A 14,435-nucleotide genomic window follows, 5' to 3' on the forward strand; every position below is an offset into this window, starting at 1 on the left:
ATCGCAAAAATGGCAGCGCCCCGCCGACTTTACCCTGCGGGAAGCGGCAGAAGCCCAACTCCTGCGGATTTATCTGCATCGGCCTCAGTTTCGCCAAGACATTCATAATGCCCTGAAGCAGCGAGATATTGAGTTTAGCTTTTCCCACCATCGGTTTTTGTGGCGGCAAATCTTAGCCATCGAAGATGACTCAACTAGAAGCGAGCCTCCACCAGAACATCCAGAGTTCGAAATCCCCAGATTTGACTTAATAGCAGCGGTACAAGATCTCTGTACCGAATTTTCACAGGAGATCCAGCAGGTCTATCACCTGATTCAGCTGAATGAAAAAACAGAGCTAGACATACTGCGCCCCAGCCTTTCGATTCGAGCAGCGGCCGCTAGTCTAGAACGCATTGCCTGCGAAAAACGCTGTCGACATTTGCTGCAAATGTGGGAATCGGCGATGAAATCGGCCAAACGGGAACTGGGACAGCGCCAGATCCTCAATACCTATCTGCAACAAATGCTGATGGACGAATCGGAGCAAGTTCAAAGTTTGCTCGCTGAGGAATCCTACTGCTTGCAAGAGCTGGATGAAATTAAACGCCTATACTATCAAGAAAAACGCTATTTGCAACAGCTGGATCAGCAGCGGTGCGTTGATCTCAACGATCTCAGCGAATTGTTGGCCAATCCCCTTATAAATTTGAATTAGGCAGGCGCGCAGCAAGACGCGGCGGAAACCTGAAATTAATAAAATTATCGCGCCCTATCCGCTCAAACTGGCCCTAGGATGAAAGATAGTCCTTGGTAGACAGTGCTTATGGCCACGAAAAAGCAATACAAGAACTTTGCCGAATTATTATCTGGATCAGATAAACCGGTACTTGTCGATTTCTACGCCACTTGGTGTGGGCCTTGCCGCATGTTGGTACCCATTCTGGACCAAGTGAGTGCTTTGATGAAAGACAAACTGCAAGTGGTCAAAATTGACACCGAGCGCTACCCAGAGCTTGCAACGGAATATCATATTCACGCTTTGCCTACCCTGGTCTTGTTTAAGGATAGTCAGCCTGTGGAGCGAATCGAAGGGGTTTTGCCGCCAGAGGATATTGTCAGTCGTTTACAACCGCTGCTCTAGCGGTATGGGGCGAGAGATACTTCCAAACAAGACTTATCTCGACTCATCTTTCAAGTCTTTTAGCAGTGAGAAAAAATCTGTGGCGACTGTGTTTTGCTCCAGTTCTTGGCTACCGAGAAGCTTGAGAACCACATTTACTTGGGCGACCATATCTACCACTCGCGCCAACATATTATCTTCTCGAAAGGCAGGGAGTAGATCGGTCGCGCCTTGAGCTTTGGCCCATTTCAGCTCGGAAGGCAGCACTTCGGTTCTGCCCCGGCAGGTTAAAACAATTTTCAGGGACGGATATGCCTCTTGACACCATCGACAAAACTGGTAGGGGTTGGGATTTAAGGTTTCAGCTTCAACTAAGAGGAGATCGGGCAATCGACTTTCATGAAGCGCATAACTGTCCAGACAATTGCTCAGGTCTTCACTAGAGGTGAGTTTCTCCCAGATGACAGAAACTCCTTGGTAGATCAATAACTCTTGCCAAAGCTTGCCTTGGGTGGCTGACGGTTGCACCATCAGCACTAGCTTTTGTGTCGCATTCGGCCTAAAAGGTTCTAACGCAGAGGAGAGTTGAAACTCCATGGATAGTCGGCCTACTTTTAACCGGTCTCCATGGTGTAAACCGGTCGGATGTAAGACCCGTTGCTCATTCACAAAGGAGCCATTTAAGCTGTTTAGATCCGTGAAGTAAAACTCATGTAAGGGGGTAGAAAAAATAAGAGCGTGCTGTCGGGATAAGGTGACATCGTTAAACGCAATGGAACAAGATTGATCTCGCCCTAAGGTCCAAAAGGGGGTTCCGACCAGGCTGCGATAATATCCTTGCGGCGGATAGGGTGAAAACCGGACCATCGAGACGGATGGGGTCCAAAATCCTCCCTCTGTCAGCTCTTGGTGCGAGAGACAGGCATTGGCGGGAATAAAGAGTTGGGGGTTGGGACCTGAAGACACAATTAATAAAAACTCATTTCACAAAAGCTTACATGCTTGCGACCTATAAACGCTGCCAATTTTTGGCTGTATTGATCATTGCAGATCATAGTTTTTTTGCTACTGAAGGTTAATTATGCCACGGTCTATTTTGATCGGGTAGTCTCTTCTTCACAGGGGAGGCAAAAAAAAATCACCCCCAACTTTGGAGGTGAACAGACTCGTGATTGTCGTTTGAATGGATCCCTATTCGCAAAAAGGATGGAGATTAACTGAGGGCAGCACGAGAGCGATCGTAACTGCTGCGAAAACTAGGGTGTACTTTGCCTTGAATATGATTCCAATAGTAGGCGGCATCAGCCCCTAATCCTACTTCCGTTGCTACACGGGTCAATAGTGCTTGCTGACGAGTCTTAATCCACTTGTGATGGGACATCATCAAGGCGCGGGCCATATTGGCAACGGATAATCCTTCGACCTCAGTAGGAGCCACTGTTGGAGCTGGGGTATAAACAGGTGTGGATACCGCTTCAGGCTGTCCCGTTTGATAGGGAACGCCACGGTATACCAAATCTAAGTTGGGTTGAAGAACAGGAACGGTTTGTGGATTTCTAAATCTCCATTCCAGTCCTCGATATTGCCCCACTTCACCACTGGCAGTCATATCCACTTGAGGGGGGGTATAGTCGTATTCAACGCCGCGATAAGTCAGTTTCATGGTTCGCCTCCGATCGTTTTTTACTGATGCGTATAGATTTGAGGCGCGTTCCTTCGAGCGAAGGCTCTACTTCCGTCCCTTGACTACTTGAACAGAGTTAAAAACGAGTTAAGGGATGAACGATTTATTTTCTGTATCAAATATAACATTTTTTAGATAAATTGCCTAACCTCATAAAGATAATTAATTGAATATTTTTATGCTTAACATTGAATTTTATCAATTTATTTATATCGTTCTCGCCCGGGTGATAATCTAAGAAGTCGTTTTCTGCTTCCTACGCTGATGTCTTCTTTTGCAAGCCTGGCAATCCCAGTTGATGAAATTCGCTATGATGCCCAGGGGCTAATCCCAGCGATTATCCAAGACTATTTAGATGGAACGGTATTGATGATGGCTTGGATGAATCGTGAGTCCCTACAAAAGACAATGGAGACGGGACGAACTTGGTTTTGGAGTCGGTCTAGACAAGAACTCTGGCCCAAAGGCGAAACCTCGGGCCATGTGCAGCAGGTCAAATCACTCCGGTATGACTGTGACAGCGATGCCCTCCTAATTGGCGTCGAGCAAATCGGTGACATTGCTTGTCATACGGGGGAGCGAAGCTGTTTTCATCAGGTGGGAGGGGAAATTGTGGCTCCCCCTGCGGATACCCTGTCTCAGGTGTTTGCGGTCATTTGCGATCGCAAACAGCATCCCTCTCCAGAGTCTTACACCTGCCAGCTATTTGCCGCTGGCGATAACAAAATCCTCAAAAAAATTGGCGAGGAATCTGCAGAAGTGGTGATGGCCTGTAAGGATAATAATGCCGATGAAATCGCCGGAGAAGTCGCAGACCTGATTTATCATAGTCTGGTGGCCTTAGCTCATCATGATGTAGACATCAAAGACGTTTATCGCAAGCTACAAGAGCGACGACGCTAGGCATGAAGCGCGAAGTTTGGATCGTCTCCGCCATTGCCCTCGTTAATTCCCTCAGCTTTACCATTTTGCTGCCAACCCTGTATCCCTACGGTCGGCAGTTTGGACTCAATGATTTTGAGACCAGCTTTCTCTTCTCCATCTTTTCCCTTGCTCAATTTATCGCCACCCCTGTGATTGGCCAGCTCTCAGACCGCTGGGGGAGACGGCCCCTCTTAATTGTGAGTTTAGCTGGGACGATGTTGGCCAATCTGATGGCCGGCATGGCTACTGCTGCTTGGGTGTTATTCTTGGCCCGTTTTCTAGATGGGATAACCGGAGGCAACAATTCCGTGATTCAGGCAGTGATTGCGGATGTCACCGATGCGGAGAATCGGGCGCGTGGATTTAGTCTGTTTGGGGCGGCCTTTGGCGTCGGCTTTGTTCTCGGCCCCATTATCAGTATAGGAGCGCAGGCGATTTCCCTCGGAGCTAGTTTTTTAGTGTCAGCTTGGATCGCAGGCATCGCTTTAGGCGTAACCTACTTTCTCTTGCCCGAAACGTTAGCAGAGCAGCGACCGCAACGGCATCGGTTTGAGTTGGGATTGGCTAAATTAATCACAGGATTAACCCTTCCCAAAGTTGGAATTCTGTTATTGATCAACTTCTTGATTGGCACGACCTTTACGATTTTCACCTATTCTTTCCAGCCGTATTTCCTCAACGTGCTCAACCAAACCCCTCAGTCTTTGGCCCTGATGTTTATCGTTTACGGCCTACTCGGGGTGTTGATGCAGACCTTTGGGGTGCCTCGTCTAACCAAAAGAGTGAATTTGCTGTTGATCTTATTCTCAGCCTTGCTGATTCGCAGTCTGGCCTTTCTCGCCATGCCCATCTGGCCGAATTTAATCTATTTTGTCTCGATCACCATTTTCTTTTCTGTCTTTAACTCCCTTGTCCAACCGATTATCAATACGCTGATTTCTCTGAACGCCAATGCTCAGCAGCAAGGTATGGTTATGGGTTTAAATGCCTCCTATCTCAGCATCTCCAATGGTATTGGCCCCGTCATTGCAGGACTCATGATTCAACAGTCTGCCCCAGTGACCTACGGTTACCCCCTATATCTGGCGGGTGTATGTACGCTGTTGGTGATGCTCCTAGCCATCAAAACCCGCAAAAAATATGCCCCCAGTAACCTTGAGGGCAGAAAATAGAAAGTCAGTAGCTAAGATATTGAGCGATTAACCTGGATGGAAGATAAAGCTGACTTTGTCCTCTTTACCTAAGGAGATGCGATCGCCCGCCCGTAACCGATAGCGATCTCCTGGACGCAACGGCTGATTATTTACATAGGTGCCGTTGGCACTCCCAGTATCTTCGAGGTAATACCCATCTGGATCAATGCGGATATCGGCATGGACCCGAGAGACGACATCACTATCCGGGAATCCAGACACATCGACATCTGGCGGAATTCGATCGTTCGGCTTGCCAATATGGACAAGATTCAGATTCGTAGGTAAGTCAACCGTCATATTACTCCGCTCATGCAGAAGACTGGCAACCGGGAGCTGTAGCTGTGTTGCCCCTACCGGAGGCGGAGTCGGCTGCTCTGGGATGGGGGTCGTCGTGGGTTGTGGCGTTTCAGAGATAACAGGCTCGGGAATAGACAGAGGTGGCTCAGGGGTTGAGGGCACCTCGGCAGATGGCATGGGCGACTGGGATATCCCGGCAGACATGGATGGGGGCTCAGAGGATACCGGCGGCATTGGGGGTTCAGACATGACTGGCGGCATCGGGGGCTCCGACAGGGCTGGCGGCATGGGCGGCGATGGCTCAGGCATCTCGGGTAAGTCTGGGGGCATCGGCAGGGGTGAGCTGGGGAGCGGCGGCGATGGTGCCATATTTTCCGTCGGCTGCTCACTCATTTCCACTGACATGGAGGGAGTTGGGGACCCAGGAGGGGTCACTTCCGTCGGGGCAAATCCCAAATCCATCTCTGGAAATTCTGTCATTTCGATTTGATCTGGGGGTGTCATGGCGGGGGGATCAGGCAGCGGCACGACCACATCGGTCGCTGGAATCCCGGAAGGCGTATCAAAACTCACAACGTCCGTCGCTGGAATCCCTTTACCTGCATTCACTTGTGTTGGGGCAGTGGCCATATCTAAGCTGGGAGGGGCAGCCCCCTGCAGCGAGGTCCCACATTGAGAACAAAAGACGGCGTCTTCCGGTACCTGAGCATGGCAACTGGGACAAGACGACATCTTGGGTAACTCTACGTAGCAAGCTTCACAGGTAATTGCTCCCTCTGGGTTAGAGTGGCCGCAGTTGGTGCAGGTAATCATAGATCTCCAAACCTTGTCATCACTTCATCCAAGATACACCTCACCATCAATCGATAGGATGTCATCGATCACAATCGAAAACCTGAAATGGGTTTCTTATGATCGCGCTCAAACTCCCGCGCTACCAAAAGTCGGTAAAATTGGCGACAAAGCAGACCAAACTGGCCTTTTCAGCCCAAGGTGATTGGGACAAATTCAGAAGTTCAGAATAATTTAAATTCCGCTCATGATTTTTTCTGTTAAGCCTATCCCTATGCTGGCGCTGCCCCTGCAAGATCCCGTCTATGCCTTCAGCGTTGTGTTGGCCATACTTCTAGTCGCTCCCCTAATTGCCAAACCTTTAAAACTTCCGACCTTAGTGGTTCTGATTCTGTTGGGGTGTTTATTGGGCAGTCATGGTCTAGGCATTCTCGCGCGGGATACTCAGCTTATCTTTCTAGAAAAAGTGGGCCTCCTTTACATTATGTTGTTGGCGGGTCTGCAAATGGACCTGGGCAATCTACAGCAATTGGGATTGCGATCGCTGATCTTTGGCCTCCTGACCTTTGGCATTCCTCTCCTGGTTGGCATGGGGCTGGGACAGATGATGTTTGCCACTGGCATGATTGCCATATCAGGGTCGACGGTTTTGGCCTCAGCGCTATTGGGCATTCTGTTCTCGCCCCATACCCTGTTGGCCTATCCCAGTATGACCCGTCTTGGTTTAGCACAACGAGAATCTATTGGCGTCGCTGTCGGCGGCACTGTCTTAACATCCCTATTGACCTTGGTTGGATTTGCCTTGATTCAGGCGACGGCTCAAGGCCAAATTGGACTCGCTCTATGGCTGAAGCTCTTGGTAGGGTTACCTCTCCTAATAGCACTGTGCTTTGGTGGTATCCCGATTCTGGCACAATCCTTTCTCAACCCAGATGCTGCGTTGGGGCTGCAGTTTATTTTTGTGGTTGCCACACTGTTTGGAGTGGCTTCTGCCACCCAAGGACTTGGAGTAGATTCCATTGTGGGCGCTTTTATCGCTGGGTTGGCACTCAATCGCTCTATTCCCCTAGATAGTGACTTAATGAACCGAGTTGATTTTGTGGGCAATAGTCTATTTATTCCCGCCTTTATGGTGTCCGTGGGCGTACTGGCAAATCCGGCCGTGTTTGTCTCAGCGCCAGGCAGCCTCGGGATCGCGGGTGTAATCGTCGGTGGAGCCCTATTCGCTAAATTCATCTCAGCCTGGCTAGCGGGCCGATTCTTCCACTACACCTGGACTGAGGTGTTAACCCTCTTTAGCCTCACTATTCCTCGGGCCGCATTGGTGTTGGTTATCACCCTATTTGGGAAAGAGGCCAATTTAGTGGATGACAACATTTTCAATGCTGTGATTGCCTACATCGTGATCACCTGCCTAGTGGGGCCAATCCTTTCAGAAAAGGTTGGGGCACAGCTAGCGACAACCGATGAAGGGTGACCCATGCTTACAATAAAGGCATGGTGCTCTACTGCTAGCGACATTATGGCTGACCGAACTCGGCAATCTTGGGATGTCGGTCGATTTTTCCAGACCTTATCCTATTTCGAAGAAATTCCTGTTCTGAACTGGTTCCAAAAAATGATGCCTGGATTTACTCCCCCAGCCCCACCCCCGGTCCAAGCAAATCTGATCTTTGACTTTAGTCAATCCGACCAGCTTGATCAGCTGTGGGGAGCTGTCGATGATGTAGTCATGGGCGGCGTCAGTAATAGTGGTTTACGCTATGAGGTTGGCGTAGCAACCTTTACTGGAACTGTCTCAACCGCAAATTCTGGTGGATTTGCCTCTGTCCGCACGCGCAACTTCGAGCCGCCTTTAGATCTTTCGGCCCATCAAGGAATTGAATTACAGGTCAAGGGAGATGGTCAACGCTATAAATTTTTGCTCCGCGACGAGGATAAATGGGATAGTATTGCTTATGCGTTTTCGTTTGATACGGTGGCTCGGGAATGGATTACCGTTCGAATTCCCTTTAATCACCTGACACCTGTGTTTCGGGCCAAGACCGTTAGTGATGCACCTCCGGTTCAATCTCAACAGATTCGGGCTATGCAGGTGATGCTGAGTAAGTTTGAATATGATGGGGCTCTCAATCCACGGTTTAGCCCTGGTGACTTTCGGTTGTCTATCAAGGCTATTGGTGTTTATTGAGAACCAACTAGAGGATTGTGTTGATGTAGCCGGGCATTGCTCATAGTACCTGCACTAGAGAATTGCGCTGAGGTAGCCAGACTGAGCATGCAACACCGGACTTTTTACTGACAGAATATTACTTTATCTATCTATTCAATTACTTTATCTATCTATTCAATTACTTTATCTATCTGTTCAAAGTTGACCTAATCCCCAATAATAATCAGAAATTGAATATTCAAAGGTTAAATTTAATGTTGTCTAGGCTACATATAGGCAGGCAAGTTAGTAAGAGGATAGATATATTCATCATCATCTGCTTGTAAAGACAAGATCTAGATATTGTTTATATCTGCAAGCATTTATGCTGTTACTACCATAATAAGTACCATTTCTTAGGCTTACTTTTATTTATGGTTTTAAGTTTAAAAGTGTCATGAGGCTTGCTTCTATATTAACTTGGTATTTTACGAAATTTTTGCGTAAAAGAAGAAACTATTCCCGATAGGTGTACGTAGGAACGTAGTCTCTTATATGAAAATGGTTTCGTTTGTATAATAATCACAACATCGTTTATAATAGATCTTAATAATTATCACGAAGCTAAGTTTTTATTGATGGTTAATGCATCTCCCTTTTCACTTAAATTGCTTCAAGCAATTTAAGTGAAAAGGGAGAGGATGGAGCTAAATAGATTTAACTAAAGTTTCTGTCAAACAACTCATTCAATTTGGTATCGATCCTCCGTAGATACATGCTTACATCCAGAAAGTTGACGCTGACAGACTTCCCGATCATTGGCAAAAATCGTGCCAATGGGGTTTGTGGTCTGCAAAATTCTGAATGCAAGGGTGGTATGTGGATGACCTCAATTCAGAGTCTGGAATTATGAGTTGTTTGAACAGACCGGTGCTGACAATTTTTTATCAGTTTAATCCGTGGCACTCTAGCCTTGGGGGAATTCAAACTGTAATTTTTAACTTTATTAAGTACGCGCCAGATGAATTCAAATTAAGACTCGTTGGGACTTCAGTTGATTCTAGTTGGCCGATAGGTCAATGGATAAACACTGAATTAGCGGGGAGAAAGTTAGAGTTTTTACCATTGATCAGTGTACAAAATGATAATGTTCGGAAACATATTCCTACTTCTCTTAGATACACATTGGCTTTGATGGGCCGCTCCCTTGCCTCGGATTTCATGCATTTCCATAGATTAGAGCCGACGCTAGCAACAATGAATTGGTCCGGGGAGAAGACCTACTTTATCCATAATGATATCCAAAAGCAAATCTGCGAGGGAACTGGAAATGCGATACTTTGGGGCCAGTTTCCGTTTTTATATTTTTCCCTAGAACGTTTTTTGATGAGGCAATTTGACCAAGTTCTCTCTCCCCATACTGATTCGGTTAAATTTTACCAACAGCAATATCCACGCCTCGCCAGCCGTACAAGCCACGTCAAAAATTCAGTTGATTCTCAGATTTTTTATTCATTATCCTCTGATGAGCGCAAAAAAAAGAAATGTGATCACTGTCAGTCAATAGGGCTATCTCCAGATACGCACTTATTGCTGTTTGCAGGGCGACTGCATCCTCAGAAAAATCCTATTTTGGCGATCCATGCCCTGGCTGCGCTGAATTCTCACACGAGTCGACTCAAACCTCACCTTTTAATCGCTGGCGATGGTGAGTTGCTAACTGCTACTCAATTGGAAATTGATCGTATGGGCCTGTCTAAGCAGGTGACTCTTTTGGGCCAGCTGAATTTCCGTGAATTGGCAGATTTGTATCGTCTTTGTGATGCTTTTGTTATCACCAGCGTCTTTGAAGCGGTGCCGATTGTTGCACTGGAGGCCCTTGCTTGTGGCACTCCAGTTGTAACCACTCGATGTGGTGAAATGCCCAGCATCATCACGCGCCATAACGGCGTTCTTTGTAACGAATCAACCCCTTCTGCGATCGCAAACGCGCTGAGCAAGATTTTAATGCATCCAGAAGAGTTTCCAATAGCAGCCTGTACGCAGACCGTTCAACCCTATTTAGCCGAGACCGTCATTGCCGATGTCTATCAACAGATGTGGCAGCGATGGGAAAAAGAACAAGATAAAAGATTGCAAAGAACGCCGCGTCCGAAAATCAAAATGTAACGCTCAATACGGAGCGGCCCCGACGCCAATCTGAAGCCGCTCATAACTCCCAGGCACATATCATCGTAAATAGGAGTCTATGCTCATGGTACCCACAAAATCTTGTTTTGATACGCTAAATAGCCCCTCTAAAGTTAGACCTCCTCCAAACTGGTAGTGTTCTTTCACCAAAATTGAGTCAAGCAGTTCCGACGCCAATCTGAAGCTGCTTGCTCACTCCCAGGTACACATTCATTTAATTAGGTGGGTCTCTTGAAGATTGCTGTTATTGGCCCGAAGGGTCTACCTGCTAAGCAGGGAGGCATTGAACATAATGGAGCCGAGATTTATTCCCGTATGGTTTCTCAAGGCCATTCCGTCGACTTATTTGCCCGATCTTCCTATATCAATAGCAATTGGTTCGACCGTTATGAGTGGGAGGGAGTCCAAGTGATTGCTTTGCCAACTCTCCGATTAAGAGGGATAGATGCTTTTTTCAGTTCGGCTCTGGGTGCAATTGCAGCTTGTCGCTCTCGATACGACATTGTACATTTCCATGCCCTCGGGCCCTCACTGTTTAGCTGGATACCCAGACTTTTATCTTATTTCACGAACGCAAAAGTCGTTGTCACCTGCCATGGCTTAGACTGGCGGCGAGCGAAATGGGGCAGGCTTTCTAGTACCTTGATTCGCTTAGGCGAAAGCGCCGCAGTCCGTTTTGCCCATAGTATCATTGTGGTCTCGCAAGATCTTGAGTATTACTTCGTTAAAAAATATGGCAGGCCCACTGTTTATATCCCTAATGCTCCTGCAAAATATGCCGATTCAGATACCAGCTTTTCCTACGGAGCATCCTTAGGTTTGACGCCAAACAAATATGTACTGTTCTTAGGCAGACTAGTGCCTGAGAAGCGGCCTGATCTCTTGCTCCGAGCGTTTACATCCCTCAATCTGAAGGGGTGGAAGCTTGTTTTGGTGGGTGGGACGAGCGATACTAATGCATTTATGTCCCAGCTATGGTCGATGGCAGCAGAGAGAGAAGATATTGTCTTCACTGGAGAGCTCAGAGGCCGTCGTTTAGCAGAGATTGTCAGAGGGGCAGGTTTATTTACATTGCCGTCTGATCTAGAAGGATTGCCCTTGGTGATGCTAGAAGCGATGCGAGAGGGACGCCCCATCCTGGCCAGCAATATTCCTGCCCATCAGCAACTGCTAGGTCAAGAACGCGGAGTGCTGTTTAAGGCAGGCGATTTAAACGCTTTGATTCGTTGCCTAGAGTGGGCTGTTCGAAATCCTCAAGACTTGGCTGATAGGGCTAAACGTGCACAACACCATGTTCGGGTTCATTACGATTGGGATATTATTGCGACAAAAACCATCAACCTATACAACCATCTGCTCCATCCAGTCTTAGCACAGGCAGAAACGTCTGGCACTCCGAAATCTCTCGTGAGTCAAAACCAGAAGTAATAGTGGGGGCGGTATGAACATTCAGGGCAACTCTAACATCCATCAAAAAAATGTATCCGCAGTTTCGTTGTTGCGACGATTGTTAGTCTCGGACGTCGCAATTCTGCCTCGTGGTTTTGACCCAGCTCTAAGGTGCTCATTTTTGCAGTTCTCATTCACAATTAACGGCGACAACTCTCGTGTTTATGCTGCCCTTATTCAAGCCTATTGGTTTTATTCAGGAGCCTTGGATTTGGATATTTACAGGCTTTTTAATGTCCATAGGGAGCCTCTTTTGGGTATGCCTCCGTGATATTATTCGGTTTTTATCTAGCTACGATTTATTTAAAGGATGGGTCGCTTGTATTAGATTTGCAATTTATGGTTAAAACAACCCTGATCTTTTTTTGAGATCAAACTTCGCACTCAATCATTTAATAGACTTCTTACTAGATAGCTTGTTGGATACCCGAATCAGGGGATTAATATGGAATCAAAAAAATTAGTCCAGACACTCAGCATTCTCAAGCGACACAGGTTGCCTGCAATAGCAGTCTTTTCCTCGGTGATCGTCGGGGGAATCAGTTACTTTTTTCTCGCCCCTCGTCAGTATGAGTCTAAGGTTCGACTTATGCTCAATGAGAGACCTCCAGAAAGTGTCTCTGAATTTGGTCGTGATATTGCCCAACAGCCGGGTAGAGGTGGCATTCCCCTGGCCACGCAAGAGGAGCTAGTTGGTTCTAAGAATATTTTAGAAGCGGCCTTGTTAACCTACGAACATGAAGGAGGGAAACAGTTTGAACCTCCACTTTCAATTGGTTATATCAAGCAGGGTTTGGAGGTTGAAATAATCGCAGGCACCCAAATCATTCAAATTAGTCTTGCAAGTAAAGACCCACAACTTTCAGCAGATTTTCTAAATATACTGGCCCGCACCGTTATCAAGGACAATACTGAAACCATTCGTTTAGAAGCGAAAAATGTACGACAATTCTTAGAACGTCATGTTCCGCAAAGGCGGGTACAACTCGCTCAAGTTGAGTCGCAAATCAGCCAGTTTAAGCGATCCTATGGATTTTTATCGTTTTCGGGTGACTCAGGCGATGGTAAAACCACCAGCGAATCTAATCGACTATTAGTACAAAGCCTAGCAAATTTAGAGGATCAAGCTCGAGAGATAACGTCTCAACTTCGAGAGGTCAAGGCTCGAAATCGTTCGCTTCGCGCCGTCACCAATGCCAAGGGAATTGAAGGCACCTATCAATCCGTGCGCAGTGGTCAAGATCCTGAATTACAGAAGGTACGGGCTCAGTTAGCTGCCCTGGATTCAAAAATTGCGTCCCGGCGCGGTGACCTAACTGAGACGCACCCAGAGATGCTTCAACTTGTGCAAGAGCGAGATCAAATTCGCAGCCTCTATGCTCAGCAAATATCACAGTTGACGGGCAGTGGATTAGACGCATCTACGCCTAACACAGTTTTTGCTGATAAAGTGAGCCAAGACTTATCCGTCCAAATGGTACAGGGTGAACTTGAGCAGCGATCTTTGCAGGAAAAGCTCATCGCTGTTCGTAATAGTATTACTAATCTGGAGGATCGCCGCAAACAGTATCCTATCCTCGAGAAGACCTTCACAGCGATGGAACGGAAACGCCAAACGTTGGCGGACGAGGTGAAGCTGTTAGAAGGTAAGTTGAATGAAGCCCGCATAGCAGAAGCACAGCTGGTTAGCAATCTTAGGGTCATTATGGTTGCAGAACCATCTGGAAGGGCGAGTTGGCCGAAATTGCCAGTTGTCCTGGTCTTAAGCATTGCTGCGGGGGCCGTTTGGACAATCTCAACGGTCTTATTACTCGAATTACTTGACCGTAAACTTCATAACGCTGCTGAAATTGAGAAACTGATCCAACTCCCAGTCCTCAGTGTGTTGCCCACATTGCCTGAAGCGGCGCTTAATCTCCAGTCCCCGGAGTATTTTTTCAATAGCCCTGCTTTAGTTGAAGCGTATCGAGCGCTACTCAAGTCAATTGAGTTTCGTTTTTTGGGCAAGCTTCCGGTTCTCGTCATTAGCAGCACGATTTCGGGAGAAGGAAAATCAGTTACCGCCTCTCACCTAGCTGCAGTAGCAGCCATGCTATCTCGCCGAACATTAATCATTGATGCAGACCTACGTCGGCCAACTCAACATAGTCTGTTTAATCTCAAAAAACAAGCTGGCCTGACTGATATTGTTGTTGGGGATATGAACCTATCTGAAGCGGCAAAGCCAACAGAGATAAATAATCTGTCGGTTATAACAGCTGGGAGTTCTCATATCTATCCCTCCCGTTTTTTCGAATCAGAGGCAATACATATGCTTCTGAAACAAGCTGCCAATGATTATGATTTAGTGATTGTCGATACGCCTCCCATCACAGGGTGTGTAGATGCTTTAGCGTTAAGCCGCGATAGCAACCAATTAATGCTGGTGGCTCAACCCAATTTCACTGACAAAGATTTGCTGCAGCAATCTGTTGCAGAGTTGACAGATAACGGTATCGGTATCTTAGGTGTTGCAGTCAATGGTATGACTGCAGAAAGAGACAAATACTATCGATATAAGCTACAGAATTACTCGTCAACAGTGAGTGCGTTAAAAGAATAACGCTTCACTCAATATTCTTAGACGATATGCTCAGAAGAATAAATTAA

General features: G+C 47.0%; 11 protein-coding genes, 1 pseudogene and 1 riboswitch. Of the genes and pseudogenes, 9 read left to right on the plus strand and 3 right to left on the minus strand.

What is annotated here, in order from left to right; genetic code table 11:
- Positions 1 to 697: pseudogene (locus tag Q0991_RS09395) on the plus strand (DNA primase); the annotation flags it as partial.
- 108 nt (positions 698 to 805) lie between these two features.
- Positions 806 to 1,123, plus strand: a complete 318-nt coding sequence (gene trxA / locus Q0991_RS09400; protein ID WP_299487712.1) for a thioredoxin — start codon at positions 806 to 808, stop codon at positions 1,121 to 1,123.
- A 33-nt stretch (positions 1,124 to 1,156) separates the two neighbouring features.
- Here the strand turns inward: trxA and Q0991_RS09405 are convergent, their stop codons facing one another.
- Together Q0991_RS09405 and Q0991_RS09410 are read right to left on the minus strand one after the other, a co-directional pair.
- Positions 1,157 to 2,068: an FHA domain-containing protein gene (locus Q0991_RS09405; protein WP_299487714.1), complete on the minus strand. Its 912-nt coding sequence runs from the start codon at positions 2,066 to 2,068 to the stop codon at positions 1,157 to 1,159.
- 247 nt (positions 2,069 to 2,315) lie between these two features.
- Positions 2,316 to 2,765 carry a DUF4278 domain-containing protein gene (locus Q0991_RS09410; RefSeq protein WP_299487716.1) on the minus strand — a complete coding sequence of 150 codons (450 nt, stop codon included), beginning with the start codon at positions 2,763 to 2,765 and terminating at the stop codon, positions 2,316 to 2,318.
- A 42-nt stretch (positions 2,766 to 2,807) separates the two neighbouring features.
- Positions 2,808 to 2,889, minus strand: a riboswitch (Glutamine riboswitch).
- A gap of 161 nt (positions 2,890 to 3,050) precedes the next feature.
- Here Q0991_RS09410 and hisIE point away from each other — a divergent pair.
- Together hisIE and Q0991_RS09420 are read left to right on the plus strand one after the other, a co-directional pair.
- Entirely contained in the window at positions 3,051 to 3,689 is a 639-nt protein-coding gene (hisIE, locus tag Q0991_RS09415) for a bifunctional phosphoribosyl-AMP cyclohydrolase/phosphoribosyl-ATP diphosphatase HisIE (protein WP_299487717.1), read from the plus strand.
- Between the two features lie 2 nt (positions 3,690 to 3,691).
- Positions 3,692 to 4,882: an MFS transporter gene (locus Q0991_RS09420; protein ID WP_299487720.1), complete on the plus strand. Its 1,191-nt coding sequence runs from the start codon at positions 3,692 to 3,694 to the stop codon at positions 4,880 to 4,882.
- Positions 4,883 to 4,909: 27 nt separating this feature from the next.
- Here Q0991_RS09420 and Q0991_RS09425 read toward each other — a convergent pair whose 3' ends face one another.
- Positions 4,910 to 6,016 carry an FHA domain-containing protein gene (locus Q0991_RS09425; protein ID WP_299487722.1) on the minus strand — a complete coding sequence of 369 codons (1,107 nt, stop codon included), beginning with the start codon at positions 6,014 to 6,016 and terminating at the stop codon, positions 4,910 to 4,912.
- A gap of 253 nt (positions 6,017 to 6,269) precedes the next feature.
- Between Q0991_RS09425 and Q0991_RS09430 the strand changes: the two genes are divergently transcribed.
- The 5 genes from Q0991_RS09430 (at position 6,270) to Q0991_RS09450 (ending at position 14,388) form a co-directional block, all read left to right on the plus strand.
- Entirely contained in the window at positions 6,270 to 7,472 is a 1,203-nt protein-coding gene (locus Q0991_RS09430; RefSeq protein ID WP_299487724.1) for a cation:proton antiporter, read from the plus strand.
- A 45-nt stretch (positions 7,473 to 7,517) separates the two neighbouring features.
- Positions 7,518 to 8,186, plus strand: a complete 669-nt coding sequence (locus Q0991_RS09435; protein ID WP_366524934.1) for a CIA30 family protein — start codon at positions 7,518 to 7,520, stop codon at positions 8,184 to 8,186.
- Positions 8,187 to 9,065: 879 nt separating this feature from the next.
- Positions 9,066 to 10,316: a glycosyltransferase family 4 protein gene (locus Q0991_RS09440; protein WP_366524935.1), complete on the plus strand. Its 1,251-nt coding sequence runs from the start codon at positions 9,066 to 9,068 to the stop codon at positions 10,314 to 10,316.
- A 252-nt stretch (positions 10,317 to 10,568) separates the two neighbouring features.
- Positions 10,569 to 11,765 carry a glycosyltransferase family 4 protein gene (locus Q0991_RS09445; RefSeq protein WP_299487730.1) on the plus strand — a complete coding sequence of 399 codons (1,197 nt, stop codon included), beginning with the start codon at positions 10,569 to 10,571 and terminating at the stop codon, positions 11,763 to 11,765.
- Between the two features lie 466 nt (positions 11,766 to 12,231).
- Complete coding sequence (locus Q0991_RS09450) at positions 12,232 to 14,388, plus strand: polysaccharide biosynthesis tyrosine autokinase (RefSeq protein ID WP_299487732.1); 2,157 nt, start codon at positions 12,232 to 12,234, stop codon at positions 14,386 to 14,388.
- Positions 14,389 to 14,435: the final 47 nt, after the last annotated feature.

Source organism: Acaryochloris sp. IP29b_bin.137 (assembly GCF_028285745.1).
Taxonomy (GTDB): Bacteria; Cyanobacteriota; Cyanobacteriia; order Thermosynechococcales; family Thermosynechococcaceae; genus Acaryochloris.

Coding starts and splice junctions, on each gene's coding strand:
- Q0991_RS09425 (WP_299487722.1), bottom strand. CDS start 6,016: ATGATTACCTGCACCAACTGCGGCCACTCTAACCCAGAGGGAGCAATT.
- Q0991_RS09450 (WP_299487732.1), top strand. CDS start 12,232: ATGGAATCAAAAAAATTAGTCCAGACACTCAGCATTCTCAAGCGACAC.
- Q0991_RS09420 (WP_299487720.1), top strand. CDS start 3,692: ATGAAGCGCGAAGTTTGGATCGTCTCCGCCATTGCCCTCGTTAATTCC.
- Q0991_RS09410 (WP_299487716.1), bottom strand. CDS start 2,765: ATGAAACTGACTTATCGCGGCGTTGAATACGACTATACCCCCCCTCAA.
- Q0991_RS09435 (WP_366524934.1), top strand. CDS start 7,518: ATGGCTGACCGAACTCGGCAATCTTGGGATGTCGGTCGATTTTTCCAG.
- trxA (WP_299487712.1), top strand. CDS start 806: ATGGCCACGAAAAAGCAATACAAGAACTTTGCCGAATTATTATCTGGA.
- Q0991_RS09430 (WP_299487724.1), top strand. CDS start 6,270: ATGCTGGCGCTGCCCCTGCAAGATCCCGTCTATGCCTTCAGCGTTGTG.
- hisIE (WP_299487717.1), top strand. CDS start 3,051: ATGTCTTCTTTTGCAAGCCTGGCAATCCCAGTTGATGAAATTCGCTAT.